Source organism: Serratia sp. CY37869 (genome assembly GCF_052168895.1).
Taxonomy (GTDB): Bacteria; Pseudomonadota; Gammaproteobacteria; order Enterobacterales; family Enterobacteriaceae; genus Serratia; species Serratia ureilytica.
Window position 1 is genome coordinate 396,869 of record NZ_JBJNLU010000004.1, and the last position, 13,398, is coordinate 410,266.

Sequence of the window (13,398 nt, forward strand, 5' to 3'; positions counted from 1 at the left end):
GGGCAATAATTTTATTGTCCTTTTTTTTAACATGATAAATATCATGTTGGATTTGTTTTATTGTCAAAGATGTTATTTATCTATATTTACTTTGCTAATCATCTCCTTTTTTTCCACTCTCGGCTTTTTTAGCGTCTTTTTTGTTCCATTCCGGCGCCGTTTTCCGTCATTCTTCCCCGCAACCGTTTTCCAGCCCCGGTTTTCTGTGTTTTTATCGGCGCTCAAGCCGCATGCGCGCCGAGAACTGCAAAAATAAAACAAAAAACGGCAGTTTGGGTAGACAAGCCAGGCACTCATCATTAAAATGCGCCCAATTTGCCAAAAATTGGCCTCGCGGACGGTTTTTGCATTGATTTAGATCGCGATATCTGAATTAATATGCAAATATTGTGATTGATTATTCCTCGGAGGATGTTTTGATAAAGTCAGCGCTATTGGTTCTGGAAGACGGAACCCAATTCCACGGTCGGGCCATCGGGGCAGAGGGAACGGCAGTGGGGGAAGTGGTCTTCAATACGTCGATGACCGGTTATCAAGAAATCCTCACTGATCCTTCCTATTCCCGCCAGATCGTTACTCTTACTTATCCTCATATCGGCAATGTCGGCACCAATGCTTCCGACGAAGAATCCTCCGCAGTACACGCCCAAGGCCTCGTCATTCGTGACCTCCCGCTGATCGCCAGCAACTACCGCAGTGAAGAAAGCCTGTCCGACTACCTCAAGCGTCACAACATCGTGGCGATCGCCGATATCGATACCCGTAAGTTGACTCGCCTGCTGCGCGAAAAAGGCGCCCAGAACGGCTGCATCGTCGCCGCCGATTCGCCGGATGCCGCGCTGGCTCTGGCCAAGGCGCAAGGTTTCCCGGGGTTGAAGGGCATGGATTTGGCGAAAGAGGTCACCACTCAAGAGGCCTACAGCTGGCAGCAAGGCAGCTGGACGCTTGAAGGCGACCTGCCGGAAGCCAAAACCGCCGCGGAACTGCCGTTCCACGTGGTGGCTTACGACTACGGCGCCAAGCGCAACATCCTGCGCATGCTGGTGGATCGCGGTTGCCGCCTGACCGTGGTGCCGGCGCAGACCCCGGCCGACGAGGTGCTGAAAATGAATCCGGACGGCATCTTCCTGTCCAACGGCCCGGGCGACCCGGAGCCGTGCGACTACGCCATCGCCGCCATCAAGCAGTTCCTGGAAACCGACATTCCGGTATTCGGCATCTGTCTGGGTCACCAGCTGCTGGCGCTGGCCAGCGGGGCGAAAACCATGAAGATGAAGCTCGGCCACCACGGCGGCAACCACCCGGTGAAGGATCTGGACAACAACACGGTGATGATCACCGCGCAGAACCACGGCTTCGCCGTCGATGAAAACGACCTGCCGGCGAATCTGCGCGTGACGCACAAATCGCTGTTCGACCACACGGTGCAGGGCATTCACCGCACCGACAAGGCGGCGTTCAGCTTCCAGGGGCACCCGGAAGCCAGCCCAGGCCCGCACGACGCCGCGCCGCTGTTCGATCACTTTATCGAACTGATTGAGACTTACCGTTCTAACGCCAAATAATCAGGAGCAGTAAAAAATGCCAAAACGTACAGACATAAAAAGCATCCTGATCCTCGGCGCTGGCCCGATTGTTATCGGCCAGGCGTGTGAGTTCGACTACTCGGGCGCCCAGGCGTGTAAAGCGCTGCGCGAAGAGGGTTACCGCGTCATTCTGGTCAACTCCAACCCGGCGACCATCATGACCGACCCGGAAATGGCCGATGCGACCTACATTGAGCCGATCCACTGGGAAGTGGTGCGCAAGATCATCGAAAAAGAGCGTCCGGATGCGGTTCTGCCGACCATGGGCGGCCAGACGGCGCTGAACTGCGCGCTGGAGCTGGAGCGTCAGGGCGTGCTGGCCGAGTTCGGCGTCACCATGATCGGCGCAACTGCCGATGCCATCGACAAGGCCGAAGACCGCCGCCGTTTCGACGTGGCGATGAAGAAAATCGGTTTGGATACCGCGCGTTCCGGCATCGCGCACACCATGGAAGAAGCGCTGGCGGTAGCCGCTGACGTCGGCTTCCCGTGCATCATCCGTCCTTCCTTTACCATGGGCGGCACCGGCGGCGGCATCGCCTACAACCGCGAAGAGTTCGAAGAGATCTGCGAACGCGGTCTGGACCTGTCGCCGACCAACGAGCTGCTGATCGACGAATCGCTGATCGGTTGGAAAGAATACGAGATGGAAGTGGTGCGTGATAAGAACGACAACTGCATCATCGTTTGCTCCATCGAAAACTTCGACGCCATGGGCATCCACACCGGCGACTCGATCACCGTTGCGCCGGCCCAGACCCTGACCGATAAGGAATACCAAATCATGCGCAACGCCTCGATGGCGGTGCTGCGTGAGATCGGCGTTGAAACCGGCGGCTCCAACGTGCAGTTCTCGGTTAACCCGAAAACCGGCCGCCTGATTGTCATCGAGATGAACCCGCGCGTGTCGCGCTCTTCGGCGCTGGCGTCGAAAGCCACCGGCTTCCCGATCGCCAAGATCGCCGCCAAACTGGCGGTGGGCTATACCCTCGATGAGCTGATGAACGACATCACCGGCGGCCGCACCCCGGCGTCGTTCGAGCCGTCCATCGACTACGTCGTGACCAAGATCCCGCGCTTCAACTTCGAGAAGTTCGCCGGCGCCAACGATCGCCTGACTACCCAGATGAAGTCGGTCGGCGAAGTGATGGCCATCGGCCGCACTCAGCAAGAGTCGCTGCAGAAAGCGCTGCGCGGTCTGGAAGTGGGCGCCACCGGCTTCGATCCGAAAGTGAGCCTGGACGATCCGGAAGCGCTGACCAAAATCCGCCGCGAGCTGAAAGACGCCGGTTCCGACCGCATCTGGTACATCGCCGACGCCTTCCGCGCCGGTCTGTCGGTCGACGGCGTCTTCAACCTGACCAACGTCGATCGCTGGTTCCTGGTGCAGATTGAAGAGCTGGTGCGCCTGGAAGAGCAGGTGGCAGAAGCGGGCATCAACGGCCTGGACAAAGACTTCCTGCGCACGTTGAAGCGCAAGGGCTTCGCCGATGCGCGTCTGGCCAAGCTGGCCGGCGTCGCCGAGAGCGAAATTCGCAAGCTGCGCCACAGCCACGGCCTGCATCCGGTGTACAAGCGCGTGGATACCTGCGCGGCGGAATTCGCTACCGACACCGCCTACATGTACTCCACCTATGAAGAAGAGTGCGAGTCCAACCCGACCAACGACCGGCCGAAAGTGATGGTGCTGGGCGGCGGGCCGAACCGTATCGGCCAGGGCATCGAGTTCGACTACTGCTGCGTGCACGCTTCGCTGGCGCTGCGTGAAGACGGCTACGAGACCATCATGGTCAACTGCAACCCGGAAACCGTCTCCACCGACTACGACACCTCGGACCGCCTGTACTTTGAGCCGGTGACCCTGGAAGACGTGCTGGAAATCGTGCGCATCGAGAAACCGAAAGGCGTTATCGTGCAGTACGGCGGCCAGACCCCGCTGAAGCTGGCGCGCGAGCTGGAAGCCGCAGGCGTGCCGATCATCGGCACCAGCCCGGACGCCATCGACCGTGCCGAAGACCGCGAACGCTTCCAGCAGGCGGTCAACCGCCTGGGCCTGAAGCAGCCGGCCAACGCCACCGTCACCGCCATCGAGCAGGCGGTCGAGAAGGCGGCGGGCATCGGTTATCCGCTGGTGGTGCGTCCTTCCTACGTGCTGGGCGGCCGGGCGATGGAAATCGTCTATGACGAAACCGACCTGCGCCGCTACTTCCAGACCGCGGTCAGCGTGTCCAACGATGCGCCGGTGTTGCTGGATCGCTTCCTGGACGATGCGGTGGAAGTGGATGTCGATGCTATCTGCGACGGCGAGCGCGTGCTGATTGGCGGCATTATGGAGCACATCGAGCAGGCGGGCGTGCACTCCGGCGACTCCGCGTGTTCGCTGCCGGCGTACACCCTGAGCCAGGAAATTCAGGACGTGATGCGTCGCCAGGTGGAAAAACTGGCGTTCGAGCTGCAGGTGCGCGGCCTGATGAACGTGCAGTTCGCGGTGAAGGACAACGAAGTTTACCTGATTGAAGTCAACCCGCGCGCCGCGCGTACCGTGCCGTTCGTGTCCAAAGCGACCGGCGTGCCGCTGGCCAAAGTGGCCGCGCGCGTGATGGCGGGCAAAACGCTGGTTGAACAGGGCGTGACCGAAGAGATCATCCCGCCGTACTACTCGGTGAAAGAAGTGGTGCTGCCGTTCAACAAATTCCCGGGCGTCGACCCGATTTTGGGGCCGGAAATGCGCTCTACCGGGGAAGTGATGGGCGTGGGCCGCACCTTCGCGGAAGCTTTCTCCAAAGCGATGCTGGGCAGCAACTCGGGCATGAAGAAACAGGGCCGCGCGCTGCTGTCGGTGCGCGAAGGCGACAAGGCTCGCGTGGTCGATTTGGCCGCCAGCCTGCTGAAGCAGGGCTTTGAGCTGGACGCGACCCACGGCACCGCGGTGGTGCTGGGCGAAGCGGGCATCAACCCGCGCCTGGTCAACAAGGTGCACGAAGGGCGTCCGCACATTCAGGACCGTATCAAGAACGGTGAGTACACCTACATCGTCAACACCACGGCAGGCCGTCAGGCGATTGAGGACTCCAAGCTGATTCGCCGCAGCGCCCTGCAGTACAAGGTGCACTACGACACCACGCTGAACGGCGGCTTCGCCACCGCGATGGCGCTGAAAGCGGATCCGACCGAGCAGGTTACATCGGTGCAGGAAATGCACGCGCGTATTGGTAAGTAACCGCGCGAGAACGCTACGCCAGGGCGCTGCAGATGCAGCGCCCTTTTTTATTCAGTGAATTTGTAGGCTGGCGTTAAAAATTTCCGCTATCAATCAGTGGGCAAACTGTCACTCTGTGTGATTGGTATATGCTTGGTGTATTGGCAAGGAACGAAGGAACGACGATAACAATGATTCTGATAATTTATGCTCACCCGTATCCCCGGCATTCGCATGCCAATCACCGCCTGCTGCAGGCGGTGAGGGATCTTCCCGAGGTGGAGGTGCGCTCGCTGTATGAGCTGTACCCCGATTTCAATATCGATATCAACGCCGAGCAACAGGCGCTGGAGCGCGCCGACATGGTGGTGCTGCAGCATCCGATGCAGTGGTACAGCTTCCCGCCGCTGTTGAAGCTGTGGATCGACAAAGTGCTGGAGCACGGCTGGGCCTATGGCCACGACGGCAACGCGCTGGTGGGCAAAGACTGCCTGTGGGCGGTGACCAGCGGCGGTGACGAGCACCATTTCGAACTGGGCGATTTTCCCAACTTCGCTGCGCTGGCGCAGCCGCTGCAGGCCACGGCGATTTATTGCGGCATGAACTGGCAGCCGTACTTCGCCCTGCACAACACCTTTACCTGCAACGAACCGGCGCTGATCGCCGCCGGCGAAGCCTACCGGCAGCGGTTGGTCGACTATCTGATGGAACATGCCGAAGCGGAAACCCGGGAGGCCAGCCATGGATAACCACCACATGATGATCGAGGGGCTGATCTATCTCGGTTCCGCCGCGCTGTTCGTGCCGATTGCGGTGCGCCTGGGGCTGGGTTCGGTGCTCGGTTACCTGATCGCCGGCTGCATTATCGGCCCCTGGGGGCTGAAGCTGGTGTCGGATGCCGAGTCTATCCTGACCTTCGCCGAGATCGGCGTGGTGCTGATGCTGTTTATCATCGGCCTGGAGCTGGATCCCAAACGGCTGTGGACGCTGCGCGCCTCGGTGTTCGGCGGCGGCAGCATTCAGATGGTGGGCTGCGGCCTGGCGCTGAGCGCCTTCTGCTACTTCCTCGGCCTCAACTGGAAGGTGGCGCTGCTGATCGGTTTGACGCTGGCGCTCTCATCGACCGCCATCGCCATGCAGGCGATGAGCGAACGCAATTTGACGCCGTCGCCGATCGGCCGCAGCGCGTTTGCGGTGTTGCTGTTCCAGGATATCGCGGCGATCCCGCTGGTGGCGATGATCCCGCTGCTGGCCAGCAGCGGCGCCACCACGACGCTGGGCGCTTTCGTACTGTCGGCGGCCAAAGTGGTGGGCGCGTTGACGATGGTGGTGCTGCTTGGCCGCTACGTCACCCGCCCGCTGCTGCACTTCGTCGCCCGTTCGGGCATGCGCGAGGTGTTCAGCGCCGTGGCGCTATTCCTGGTGTTCGGCTTTGGCATCCTGCTGGAGATGGCCGGGTTGTCGATGGCGATGGGGGCGTTCCTCGCCGGGGTGCTGTTGGCGAGCTCGGAATACCGCCACGCGCTGGAGAGCGATATTCAGCCGTTCAAAGGGTTGCTGCTGGGGCTGTTTTTCATCGGCGTCGGCATGTCAATCGACTTCGGCACGCTGTTCCATCATCCGTTGCTGATCGCCTCGTTGCTGCTGGGCTTTATGCTGATCAAGGCGGCGTTGCTGTGGCTGGTCGGCCCGCTGCTCGGGGTGCCGAAGCGCCAGCGCGGCCTGTTCGCCATTCTGCTGGGGCAGGGCAGTGAGTTCGCCTTCGTGATCTTCAGCGCCGCGCAGCTGGCCGGCGTCTTGCCGGTTGAATGGGCCAAGTCGCTGACGCTGGCGGTGGCGCTGTCGATGGCGGCCACCCCGCTGCTGTTGGTGATCGCCGCGCAGCTGGAAAAAAATGCGCCGAAAGAGGATCGCCCGGCTGACGTCATTGATGACGAGAACGCCAGCGTGATCATCGCCGGCTTCGGCCGTTTCGGCCAGATCGCCGGTCGTTTACTGTTGGCCAACGGCGTGCACACCGTGGTATTGGATCACGATCCGGACCATATCGAAACGCTGCGTAAATTCGACACCAAGGTGTTCTACGGCGACGCCACGCGCGCCGATCTGCTGGAGGCGGCCGGCGCCGCTCACGCCAAGGTGCTGATCAACGCCATCGACGATGTGGAGGACAGCCTGGCGTTAACCGAGCTGGCCAGGCAGCACTTCCCGCATCTGAAAGTGGTGGCGCGGGCGCGCGACGTCGATCATTGGTATCAGTTGCGGCAGTTGGGGGTGGAAAAACCGGAGCGCGAAACCTTCGAAAGCTCGCTGCGCGTCGGCCGTGAAACGCTGGAGCTGCTGGGGCTGGACGCCTATGAGGCGCGCGAGAAAGCGGACACTTTCCGCCGCTATAACCTGAAGATGCTGGAAGATACGCTGGATAATTACCAGGATACTGAATTCCGTATCGCCAGCCTGCAGCGGGCCAAGGAGATGCTCAGCGCGGCCATCGAGCAGGATCAGAATCGGCTGGCGCGGGTGCAGCAGACCGGCTGGCGCGGCAGTATCGACGGCAAGGCGCCGGAAGACGAAGTGGTGGAAGCCAAAGGATAAGGGGAGGGGCGCCGTGATGGCGCCCCTTTTTTGCTTAGCTCAGCGCGACCTTGATGCCTAAGGCGATCAACATGCCGCCCAGCAATTTGTCGACGATCTTCTGCGTCTTTTCCAGCCCGCGGCGCACCGGCCCGCTCTGGATCAAAAACACCAGCAGCGGCCACCAGATGACCGACAGGCCGAGAATAATCCCCGCGTACCACAGCTTGTCACCCAGACCGGAATCGATCTGCAACACCTGGGTGAAGACCGCCAGGAAGAACAGGGTGGCTTTCGGGTTCAGCAGGTTGCACAGGTAGCCTTGCGCAAAGGCGCTCTTCAGGCTGACCTGTAGCTGCGGCAGATTGCTGACGTTCATTTTGCCGCCGCCGCGCGACAGCAGCGCCTGGATGCCGATCCACACCAGATAGACCGCCCCGGCGTATTTCAGCAGGTTGAACAGCCACGGCGTGGTGGTGATCACCACCGCCAGCCCGGCGACGCAGTAGGACATGTGGGTGGCGACGCCGCAGATCACGCCGAAGGCGGTCATCATGGCGGCCAGACGCGGGTAGCGGGCGGCGTTTTTGATCACCAGGAAAAAATCCGGGCCGGGGGAAAGCATGCCGAGGGCGGCAATGCCGGCGACAAACAGTGAAGTTTCAAGCATGGGAGGCGTCTCGCGCAAAAGGCAGCATGTTGGCGATAATAACGCCGCTTCCTCTGATGCGCATCAACCCAATGAGGTATTGTTAGGCTCTATGATAATAATTCATCTATCGCCAGCGACGGAGCAACATGCAGCAGACTACCGCCACAGACAGGCCGGAACCGCACCGGCAACAGCGTGAAATCACCCGCTTGTGCATTCAATGCGCGCTGCTGCTGTTGCAGCACGGCGCCGAGAGCACGGTGGTGGAGCAGTTGTCCACCCGCCTGGGGTTGGCGCTGGGGATGGACAGCGTGGAAAGTTCAATCTCCGCCAATGCGGTGGTGTTGACCACCCTCAGCCACGGCGCCTGCCTGACCACGACCCGCAAGAATGTCGATCGCGGCATCAATATGCAGGTGGTGACGGAAGTGCAGCATATCGTGATCCTCGCCGAGCATCATCTGGCGGATACGCACGACGTGGCGCGGCGCTTCGAAAAGATCCGGCCGCTGCGCTATCCGCGCTGGCTGGTGGTGCTGATGGTGGGGTTGTCCTGCGGGTGTTTCAGCATGCTCAACGGCGGCGGCGGTGACGCCTTCCTGGTGACTTTTATCGCCAGCGGCGCGGCGATGCTGGTGCGCCAGATCCTCACCGCCCGCCATATGAATCCGCTGATCAATTTTTGCCTGACGGCGTTTGTCGCGACGTCGATATCCGGGCTGCTGCTGCGCCTGCCGGTGTTTAAAGAGACTTCGAGCGTGGCGATGGCCGCCAGCGTGCTGCTGCTGGTGCCGGGCTTCCCGCTGATCAACGCGGTGGCCGACATGTTCAAGGGGCACGTCAACACCGGGCTGGCGCGCTGGGCGATGGCCAGCCTGTTGACGCTGGCGACCTGTATCGGCGTGGTGATGGCGATGTCGCTGTGGGATCTGCGGGGGTGGTCATGAGTCTGCTGTGGGCATTGTTGCAGGAGATGCTGTTGGCGGCGGTGCCGGCGCTGGGCTTCGCCATGGTGTTCAACGTGCCGCTGCGCGCGCTGCGCTATTGCGCGTTGCTCGGGGCAATCGGGCGCGGCTCGCGCATGCTGATGATGCTCGTGGGCATGAACATCGAGTGGGCGTCGCTGCTGGCGGCGATCCTGATCGGCATCATCGGTATCTATTGGTCGCGCTGGCTGTTGGCGCATCCGAAGGTGTTCACCGTGGCGGCGGTGATCCCGATGTTCCCCGGCATTTCCGCCTATACCGCGATGATAACTGTGGTGGAGATCTCGCATCTGGGCTACAGCGAGGCTTTGATGGAGACCATGATCACCAACTTCCTCAAGGCCAGTTTCATCGTCGGCGCGTTGTCGATCGGCCTGTCGTTACCGGGTCTGTGGTTGTACCGCAAACGCCCCGGCGTGTGAAATTCCCCGGCAAAAGAACGTTGGTTATTAGATATGCTGATAAGAGCTATCTTATATATTCATCTTGCTTGATTAGCCTATCGACGGCACTCAGGCCTTTACGTATAGTGTCACCAATTTTGCTGCCTACACAGGGTTAAACAATGATTATCAGCCTGATCGCTGCCTTGGCGGCGGATCGCGTTATTGGCATGGAAAACGCCATGCCGTGGCACCTGCCGGCGGACCTTGCGTGGTTTAAACGCAACACGTTGAATAAGCCGGTTATTATGGGCCGCAAGACCTTCGAGTCCATCGGCCGCCCGCTGCCGGGCCGTCACAATATCGTTTTGAGCAGCCGCCCGGGCAATGCCGCCGGGGTGACCTGGGTGACCTCGCTGGATGAGGCGCTGGCCGCCGCGGGTGAGGTGGAAGAAGTAATGGTGATCGGCGGTGGGCGCATCTATACCCAGTTGCTGCCGCGCGCCGATCGCCTGTACCTGACACACATCGACGCCGAAGTCGGCGGCGATACTCACTTCCCGGATTACGAGCCGGACGAGTGGGAAACCACGTTCAGCGAATTCCACGACGCCGACGATCTGAACTCGCACAGCTACTGCTTCGAAATCCTGCAGCGCCGCTGATCTCAGCGCGTTAGCCAGTCATCCCCGGGGGCGCAAGCAATTGCGCCCCCGGTCTTTTTACGCCGGTCATTCGTAACCTTTCCGTCACATTACCTGATTAGTATGAAGCCCAACTCCGAGCGCCACGGCAACTCTGGTGAATCTTGACCGCGGCGCCATAACTAAAAAGGTAACCACGTTATGACCAAGCAAATTGAGCAATTAGACGCCGACCGCCTGATCGATCCCACTCGCCGCAAGCTGCTGCTTGGCAGCGCCGGCGCCGTCGGCCTGGCCGGTTTTCTCGGCGGCGGCATTTGGTCGGTCTCCACCGAGGCGTTAGCCGAGGATCTGCCGCCGAACACGCTGCTGGGCTTCCGGGGCATCGCCGCGTCTACCGCCGATGAAGTGACGATAGCGCCGGGCTACCGCGCCGAGGTACTGATCTCCTGGGGCGAGCCGCTGGTGGACGGCGCGCCGGCCTTCGATCCGCAGGGCAACAACAGCGCCGCCGATCAGGAAAAACAGTTTGGCGACAACAACGATGGCATGAGCTTTTTCCCTATCGATGACAATCACGGCGTGATGGCCATCAATAACGAATACGTTAACGAGCAGTACCTGTTCGCCCACGGCGGCGCCAAGGCCACCAGCCTGGAAGAGGTGCGCAAATCGCAGGCGGCGCACGGCGTCTCCATTGTCGCGGTCAAGCGGCTCGGCGACGGCCAGCGCTGGGAGGTGGAGCGCCCGTCGCGCTATAACCGCCGCATCACCGCCAACAGCGAGATGCAATTCAGCGGCCCGGCCGCCGGACATCCGCTGTTGCAGACCGCCGCCGATCCGAGCGGCCGCAAGGTGCTGGGCACCTTCGGCAACTGCGCCAACGGCAAGACGCCGTGGGGCACCTACCTGACCTGCGAGGAAAACTTCGACACCTATTTCGGCACCCGTCAGGCCGATTATCGAACCACGCCGGAACAGAAGCGCTACACGCTGAAGGTCAGCGAACCGGAACGCAACTGGCCGGACTATGACGAGCGTTTTGATGTGGCGAAGAATCCCAACGAATTCAACCGCCACGGCTGGATTGTCGAGATCGATCCGTTGAATCCGACCTCGACGCCCATCAAGCACACCGCGCTCGGCCGCTTCAAACATGAAAACGCGGCGGTGACCGTGGCCAAAGACGGCCGTCTGGTGGTGTATATGGGCGACGACGAGCGCGGCGAACATATCTATAAGTACGTCTCCAAAGGCGTGGTCGACGCCGCCAATCCGGCCAACAATCGCACGCTGCTGGACGAGGGGACGCTGTACGTGGCGCAGTTTGACGGCGATGAAGCCGGCACGCCGCTGAAAGGCAAAGGGCGCTGGATTGCGCTTGAGTTCGGCAAGAACGGCCTGACGCCGGAGAACGGTTTCCGCGATGAGGCCGAAGTGCTGATCTTCGCCCGCAAGGCGGCGCAGCAGGTCGGCGCTACCAAAATGGATCGCCCGGAGTGGATCGCGGTGAACCCGCATGACGGGCGCGCGTACTGCACGCTGACCAACAACAGCAAGCGCGGCGAGGAAGGGATGCCGTTGAACGCCGCCAACCCGCGACCGAACAATATCTACGGCCAAATCATTCGCTGGGACGAGGGCGGCGACGCCACCGCCGACGTCTTCGCCTGGGACATCTATGCGCTGTGCGGCAACCCGATTGCCCACCCCGAAGGCGTCAACCGCGGCACGCCGAACATTACGGCGGAAAACACCTTCAACAGCCCGGACGGGCTGGGCTTCGATCGCGCCGGCCGTCTGTGGATCCTCACCGACGGCAAGTACAGCAACAAGGGCGATTACGTCGGGCAGGGCAACAACCAGATGCTGGTGGGCGATCCGGTCAGCGGCGAGATCCGCCGTTTCATGGTGGGGCCGAAATCCTGCGAACTGACCGGCATCACCTTCACCCCGGACTACAAGACGATGTTCGTCAACGTACAGCATCCCGGAGAAGAAGGCGATTCGCACTTCCCGAACAACAGCCCGCGCCCGCGTTCATCGGTGTTGATGATCACGCGTGAAGATGGCGGAGTGATTGGGGCGTAAGGCGGCAATACAGAACCAAGGCGGCCACCGGGCCGCCTTTATCGTTTCAGGATGCGGCTAATCTGCCGGCGTGGTCAGGCGCTTCGCCGCGATTGGCGGGCTGCGTGAAGTAACGGCGGTCTTCCCAGCGCAGCATCGTCAGATCGCCGCCCCAGCAGCAGCCGGTATCCAGCCCGATCACGCCCTCCGGCGTACCCTTGCCTTCCAGCGAGGCCCAGTGGCCGAAGATGATGGTGTATTCCGGGTCCACCAGGCGCGGCAGCTCGAACCACGGTTTCAGCGGCGCCGGCGCGCTGCCCGGCGCATCTTTGCAGATCATGTCAAGCTGGCCGTTGGGGAAGCAGTAGCGCATGCGCGTCAGCGCATTGGTGCTGAAACGCAGACGCGCCAGGCCGCTCAGCTCCGGCGCCCAGTTGTTCGGCATGTCGCCGTACATGGCGTCGAGGAACAGCGGATAGCTGTCGCTGCTCAATACCGCCTCCACTTCGCGAGCGCACATTTTCGCGGTGTCGATGTCCCACTGCGGGGTGATGCCGGCGTGGGCCATCACCAGTTTTTGCTCATCATCCACCTGCAGCACCGGTTGGCGGCGCAGCCAGTTGATCAGCTCGTCGGCGTCCGGCGCTTCCAGCAGTGGCGTGATGCGATCTTTGGGTTTGTTGCGGCTGATGCCGGCGTAAACCGCCAGCAGGTGCAGATCGTGGTTGCCCAGCACCATGCGCACCGCCGGGCCGAGCGAGCGCACATAGCGCAGCACGTCCAGCGAGGCGGGGCCGCGCGCCACCAGATCGCCGGTCAGCCACAGTTGATCGCGCTCGGGATCGAACGCAACCTGAGCCAGCAGCGACTTCAGTTCATCGAAACAGCCGTGAACGTCGCCGATAAGGTATGTCGACATAATTAATGGATCAGCGTTGGAATGGCTAAGCGGAACACGGGAATAGCGGTGCGGAACGGCTGACCCTGATGGTCAACCATTTCGTAATGGCCTTCCATGGTGCCCAGCGGCGTTTCCAGAATGGCGCCGCTGGTGTACTGAAACTCTCCACCGGGCGGAATGACGGGCTGTTCGCCGATCACGCCTTCGCCCTGGACTTCGGTTTGGCGGCCGTTGCTGTTGGTGATCAGCCAGTAACGGCCCAGCAGTTGCACGTTGGTCCGCCCCAGATTGCGGATGGTAATGGTATAGGCGAAGACGTAACGCTCTTCTTCAGGGATCGACTGTGATTCCACATAGATGCTCTGAACCTGAATACACACGCGGGGCGAATCAATCATGACAA

General features: G+C 61.1%; 11 protein-coding genes. 8 read left to right on the forward strand and 3 right to left on the reverse strand.

What is annotated here, in order from left to right:
• Positions 1-416 precede the first annotated feature (416 nt).
• From carA to kefC, 4 genes are all read left to right on the forward strand, one after another.
• Positions 417-1,565 carry a glutamine-hydrolyzing carbamoyl-phosphate synthase small subunit gene (carA, locus tag ACJ8J1_RS20600; protein ID WP_071883584.1) on the forward strand — a complete coding sequence of 383 codons (1,149 nt, stop codon included), beginning with the start codon at positions 417-419 and terminating at the stop codon, positions 1,563-1,565.
• A gap of 16 nt (positions 1,566-1,581) precedes the next feature.
• Positions 1,582-4,806 (forward strand): carbamoyl-phosphate synthase large subunit, encoded by a 3,225-nt coding sequence (carB, locus tag ACJ8J1_RS20605; RefSeq protein ID WP_025301533.1) that lies wholly within the window; start codon positions 1,582-1,584, stop codon positions 4,804-4,806.
• 170 nt (positions 4,807-4,976) lie between these two features.
• Entirely contained in the window at positions 4,977-5,534 is a 558-nt protein-coding gene (gene kefF, locus ACJ8J1_RS20610) for a glutathione-regulated potassium-efflux system oxidoreductase KefF (protein WP_033641826.1), read from the forward strand.
• Entirely contained in the window at positions 5,527-7,380 is a 1,854-nt protein-coding gene (kefC, locus tag ACJ8J1_RS20615; protein ID WP_033641827.1) for a glutathione-regulated potassium-efflux system protein KefC, read from the forward strand. The genes kefF and kefC overlap by 8 nt, the downstream gene beginning before the upstream one ends.
• A 34-nt stretch (positions 7,381-7,414) precedes the next feature.
• Here kefC and ACJ8J1_RS20620 read toward each other — a convergent pair whose 3' ends face one another.
• Positions 7,415-8,029 carry a LysE family translocator gene (locus ACJ8J1_RS20620; RefSeq protein ID WP_033641828.1) on the reverse strand — a complete coding sequence of 205 codons (615 nt, stop codon included), beginning with the start codon at positions 8,027-8,029 and terminating at the stop codon, positions 7,415-7,417.
• A gap of 128 nt (positions 8,030-8,157) precedes the next feature.
• Here ACJ8J1_RS20620 and ACJ8J1_RS20625 point away from each other — a divergent pair, with 128 nt between their 5' ends.
• The 4 genes from ACJ8J1_RS20625 (at position 8,158) to ACJ8J1_RS20640 (ending at position 12,115) form a co-directional block, all read left to right on the forward strand.
• Positions 8,158-8,958 carry a threonine/serine ThrE exporter family protein gene (locus ACJ8J1_RS20625; RefSeq protein ID WP_033641829.1) on the forward strand — a complete coding sequence of 267 codons (801 nt, stop codon included), beginning with the start codon at positions 8,158-8,160 and terminating at the stop codon, positions 8,956-8,958.
• Positions 8,955-9,419 carry a threonine/serine exporter gene (locus tag ACJ8J1_RS20630; RefSeq protein WP_033641830.1) on the forward strand — a complete coding sequence of 155 codons (465 nt, stop codon included), beginning with the start codon at positions 8,955-8,957 and terminating at the stop codon, positions 9,417-9,419. Before ACJ8J1_RS20625 ends, ACJ8J1_RS20630 begins: the two co-directional genes overlap by 4 nt.
• 143 nt (positions 9,420-9,562) lie before the next feature.
• Positions 9,563-10,045: a type 3 dihydrofolate reductase gene (gene folA, locus ACJ8J1_RS20635; RefSeq protein WP_033637073.1), complete on the forward strand. Its 483-nt coding sequence runs from the start codon at positions 9,563-9,565 to the stop codon at positions 10,043-10,045.
• A gap of 180 nt (positions 10,046-10,225) precedes the next feature.
• On the forward strand, positions 10,226-12,115 hold the full coding sequence (locus ACJ8J1_RS20640) for a PhoX family protein (protein ID WP_033641831.1): 1,890 nt from the start codon (positions 10,226-10,228) through the stop codon (positions 12,113-12,115).
• A 46-nt stretch (positions 12,116-12,161) separates the two neighbouring features.
• On the opposite strand, the gene apaH is transcribed toward ACJ8J1_RS20640, so the two are convergent.
• Entirely contained in the window at positions 12,162-13,013 is an 852-nt protein-coding gene (gene apaH, locus ACJ8J1_RS20645) for a bis(5'-nucleosyl)-tetraphosphatase (symmetrical) ApaH (RefSeq protein ID WP_033641832.1), read from the reverse strand.
• Between the two features lie 2 nt (positions 13,014-13,015).
• Positions 13,016-13,393: a Co2+/Mg2+ efflux protein ApaG gene (apaG, locus tag ACJ8J1_RS20650; RefSeq protein WP_015376624.1), complete on the reverse strand. Its 378-nt coding sequence runs from the start codon at positions 13,391-13,393 to the stop codon at positions 13,016-13,018.
• Positions 13,394-13,398: the final 5 nt, after the last annotated feature.

Coding starts and splice junctions, on each gene's coding strand:
- carB (WP_025301533.1), top strand. CDS start 1,582: ATGCCAAAACGTACAGACATAAAAAGCATCCTGATCCTCGGCGCTGGC.
- kefF (WP_033641826.1), top strand. CDS start 4,977: ATGATTCTGATAATTTATGCTCACCCGTATCCCCGGCATTCGCATGCC.
- kefC (WP_033641827.1), top strand. CDS start 5,527: ATGGATAACCACCACATGATGATCGAGGGGCTGATCTATCTCGGTTCC.
- ACJ8J1_RS20620 (WP_033641828.1), bottom strand. CDS start 8,029: ATGCTTGAAACTTCACTGTTTGTCGCCGGCATTGCCGCCCTCGGCATG.
- ACJ8J1_RS20625 (WP_033641829.1), top strand. CDS start 8,158: ATGCAGCAGACTACCGCCACAGACAGGCCGGAACCGCACCGGCAACAG.
- ACJ8J1_RS20630 (WP_033641830.1), top strand. CDS start 8,955: ATGAGTCTGCTGTGGGCATTGTTGCAGGAGATGCTGTTGGCGGCGGTG.
- folA (WP_033637073.1), top strand. CDS start 9,563: ATGATTATCAGCCTGATCGCTGCCTTGGCGGCGGATCGCGTTATTGGC.
- ACJ8J1_RS20640 (WP_033641831.1), top strand. CDS start 10,226: ATGACCAAGCAAATTGAGCAATTAGACGCCGACCGCCTGATCGATCCC.
- apaH (WP_033641832.1), bottom strand. CDS start 13,013: ATGTCGACATACCTTATCGGCGACGTTCACGGCTGTTTCGATGAACTG.
- apaG (WP_015376624.1), bottom strand. CDS start 13,393: ATGATTGATTCGCCCCGCGTGTGTATTCAGGTTCAGAGCATCTATGTG.